The organism is uncultured Mycobacterium sp. (assembly GCF_964249325.1).
In the GTDB taxonomy this organism is placed as follows: Bacteria; Actinomycetota; Actinomycetes; order Mycobacteriales; family Mycobacteriaceae; genus Mycobacterium.
In genome coordinates this window covers 783-4,217 of the sequence record NZ_CAXUCH010000229.1, presented here as the reverse complement: position 1 = coordinate 4,217, position 3,435 = coordinate 783, and the positions used below count along the sequence as shown (strand labels likewise).

The window sequence follows — 3,435 nt, the reverse complement described above, 5'->3', positions numbered from 1 at the left end:
CCGTTGGGGCGCGAATGGCCGCATCGAGGATGCGGGCCTGCGTGTCCAGCGGAAGCGGATCCGGCCGCAACCGCTCCATTATCGGTGGTGTAGAGCGCTTCGCAGATGTCCATGATCTGGTCTCCTCGTGTGAGCTAGTACTTAGTGTGCGGGCGCCGGTTTATCGCGACCGTCGCTTTCCGTGCCGTATTTCCCACAAAATGCGACAACCGGGGCCTCGAAGCCGACGCCGCTGACGCGACACGATGCGCATGTTCGCGACGTCAAAGCGCGCTGGCGAAACCAAACACGCGGCGGCCCAGGAAGGTCAGTGGCCGTTCAGCGCCGCCTAGGCAATTGGGCGCCGATGATCGGCGCAATCTTGTCGGCCAGGTACGCATGCCCCGCGTCGTTAGGATGCACACCGTCCGCTCCGATCAAATCGGGCCGGTCAACAAACCAGCGGTCCGCGATCGGATCGACGAAAGATGCGCCAGCGCCGTGGGCGGCGCCGTTGAGAACGTCACGAACCTGCAGCACAGATCCGGGTACATCGGCCGTTGGCCACGGCGGCCCGATCACCAGAAGCCGGCCGGATGGCGTGATGCGACGTGCCAGATCGAAAGCGTTGCGGGCCATGTCAGCTAGCTGGTTCGGATCGACGCCTTGGTCATTGCGGGAGCCGAAAAACACGACCAACGCATCGTCGGGCTTGGCAGCCCGCGCAGCCAGATCCTCGAAAACGCTGCCGTGGTCGCCGGGAACCGCGTAGCCGGCCCGGCCCTCGGCTGCCACGTCGGCGACAACCTGCACTCCCTGGTGAGACAGCGTCTGCCAGGCCAGAGCCGTCCATGATTTCGCTCCCAGGCCGCCTTCATCGGTGCCGGCAGTGTAAGAGTCGCCGATCACTGCGATGTGGTTTGGCGGTGAACTGCGGCTCACTGTCTGGTAGCGCCTCACCGGCACCGCATGGTCGATAACAGCCACGACTAAAACGCTGAGGCAGATGACGAACGTGGCCACCCGACTCACTGTTACCTCCAATGCGATCGCGTTGTCGCGCACCGCTACTACAGCCACCCTAGGGGCATGGCGAACAACGCGTTAGAACTCTAGCTGAGAGACTGCCTGGCACAGCATAATTGGCGTGCTCAGGCAACCCGTCACACGGCGCGCACCGAAACCGCCGCCGGCTGAGCCCTCAGCACACTGTCCATCGGTTCCAGTTCGGTGCTCACCGGGTCCCAAATGTGGTCGATCGGCGTCCTCTGCCTCGCATCCTTGACGTCGACCATCCTGCGCATCCACCGGCGGGCAGGCTCTTCGACCAAGTGATACAGCAGCACCGACATAGCCACAGCAATCGCGAGCAGGCCGATGACGTTCCATTTCCAGGGGCTGCTTTGCAGCGTGAGCCCGAACTGTTGCACCGCCCAGCCCCAGGCGGTGTGCACCAGTTCGTGCACCATGTACAGGCAGAAAGAGATTTGCCCGCCGTAGACCATCATCCGGGTCGACAAGAGCCTCGGCAGACTGCCGACGCCGATCGCCAGCGTTATCACCAGCGGAACGAAGAGCACGTCGACCACCCCGCCGCTGTCGTTCTCCAGGACTCCTGTGATCGGGTGCGCGTCAAACCAGTAGAGGACGCCCACCATGCTCACCATGAGAAGCAGGGAAAGGTACCCGGCCGCGCGGCGCGCGCGATCGGTCGGCCGCAATCTGCGCACGGCGGCACAGGCCAGCGCGCCAGCGGTGAACTGCGTCACGATGCGCGGCAGCCAGCTCCACGGTGTGTAGAACTGGCCGCTGGCCAGCAACAGGACGACCGGCGGCAGCGAAGCGGCGACGGCCAGCCAGATCAGGGTGCGCGCGCGCGTCGCGTGCTTCATGCGGAAGATCATCAGCACCAGCACACCGAATAGCAGATAGGCCAGCCATTCGGCGCTGATCGACCAGGCCGGCCCGTCCCAACTCGAGCCGTCGAAGTACGGCTGCAACCACAGCTGCACGAGCACGATCTGGCGCACATAGCTGATCGCCGTCAGCTGGGTTGCATCGGGCGATGGCACATGGCCGACATGGAGGGTGAAGATCACCCACAGCGCCGCCAGGTGCAATGTGACCAGGTACACCGGCCACACTCTGGCCAGGCGTAGCCACAAGAAATGTGCGGTCGCGCGGGCCGACCAGCTGCGGCCCATGCGCTCCAGGTAGTTCCACGTCAACACGAATCCGCTGAGGATGAAGAACAGGTCCACCCCTTGCGCACCGCAGTTGAGCACCGGCGCGAGCGCGTCCCGGAAGTCAGGTGACGCATCGCCGAGCATCGGCCGGAAGTGAAACAGCACCACCCATACTGCTGCCACGATGCGCAGTCCGGTCAGAGCCTTGATTTCTCCGCTGCGCACGATGCTCATTCCATGTGGACTCTGCTGTTCGTTCGCCTTTTGTTCGGCTGGCCGGGCGCTCCGCAGGCCCGCGATGTGGCACCGGCAGCCTTAGCAGAGTAACAGCGCGACCGCCGCAATGCCGTGCAAGGGATCCGGTGTGCCTTGTTGGGCAAGTTGGTTCTCGGCATCGGATCAGCTACTGCCGCAGGCCTTTATCCCAGCGGCTAGCTTGTCCGGAGCGGGTGTGGATTATCTTGCGGGCGCATGGATTTCGCTGATTTGTCCCGGCTGCGAATTGTCGTGGCGCATACTCGAGCCTGCTCTCAGGGCGCTCGGACGGTGCACTTCGGAATCGACCGTGGGCCGTCGGCCGACCATCCCCGCGGCCATCAGACAAAGTCTTGACTGAGTCCAGAAAAGGAGGCATATTTCTTCTGTGCCCCCCTGGCCGGAATATGCAGAACAGCTGCGTATGGCCGATTTGCGTGTGACACGCCCCCGAGTTGCGGTGCTCGAGGCCGTCGAGGCGCATCCGCACGCCGACACCGAAACGATTTTTGAGACCGTGCGCTCCGGCTTGCCGGGGGTGTCCCGCCAGGCCGTGTACGACGTCCTGCATGCGCTGACACGCGTGGGTCTGGTGCGGCGCATCCAGCCATCCGGCTTCGTTGCGCGCTACGAATCGCGCGTCGCCGACAACCACCACCACCTCGTCTGCCGGTCCTGCGGGGCCATCGCAGACGTCGACTGCGCCGTCGGCGAAGCACCCTGTCTGACCCCGGCGGACGACAACGGCTTCGAACTCGACGAGGCGGAGGTCATCTACTGGGGTCTTTGCCCTGATTGTTCGATGCCCTGATCACCTAGTTACCCCGAAAGGAAGGACCCAGTGTCCGAAAGCGAAAACCCAGTCATCGAAGCACCGACTCCCACGGCGCATCGGCCGATGACGAACCGGGATTGGTGGCCGAACCAGCCGGATTTGTCGGTTCTCAAGAAGCATGCGCCTCAGGCCAATCCGATGGGCGAGGGCTTCGACTACGCGGAGGAGTTCAAGAAGCTC

3 protein-coding genes and 2 pseudogenes (2 of these 5 running past the window's edge) are annotated in these 3,435 nt (G+C 63.8%); 2 read left to right on the top strand and 3 right to left on the bottom strand.

Translation table 11 applies throughout. From position 1 onward, the window contains the following. From ACFE99_RS20860 to ACFE99_RS20850, 3 genes and pseudogenes are all read right to left on the bottom strand, one after another. Window positions 1-113 (bottom strand): annotated as a pseudogene (locus ACFE99_RS20860) (nitroreductase family protein); it reaches 632 nt to the left of the window's first position. Window positions 114-318: 205 nt separating this feature from the next. After that, window positions 319-1,011 carry an Rv0518 family GDSL lipase gene (locus ACFE99_RS20855; RefSeq protein ID WP_375488312.1) on the bottom strand — a complete coding sequence of 231 codons (693 nt, stop codon included), beginning with the start codon at window positions 1,009-1,011 and terminating at the stop codon, window positions 319-321. A 131-nt stretch (window positions 1,012-1,142) separates the two neighbouring features. Then, window positions 1,143-2,399 (bottom strand): acyltransferase family protein, encoded by a 1,257-nt coding sequence (locus tag ACFE99_RS20850; protein WP_375488309.1) that lies wholly within the window; start codon window positions 2,397-2,399, stop codon window positions 1,143-1,145. A gap of 445 nt (window positions 2,400-2,844) precedes the next feature. Between ACFE99_RS20850 and ACFE99_RS20845 the strand changes: the two genes are divergently transcribed. Together ACFE99_RS20845 and ACFE99_RS20840 are read left to right on the top strand one after the other, a co-directional pair. Next, window positions 2,845-3,231, top strand: coding sequence for a Fur family transcriptional regulator (locus ACFE99_RS20845; RefSeq protein ID WP_375488308.1), 387 nt, complete (start codon window positions 2,845-2,847; stop codon window positions 3,229-3,231). Window positions 3,232-3,318: 87 nt separating this feature from the next. Then, a pseudogene (locus ACFE99_RS20840) lies at window positions 3,319-3,435 on the top strand (peroxidase family protein) (its annotated part continues 782 nt past the right edge of the window); the annotation flags it as partial.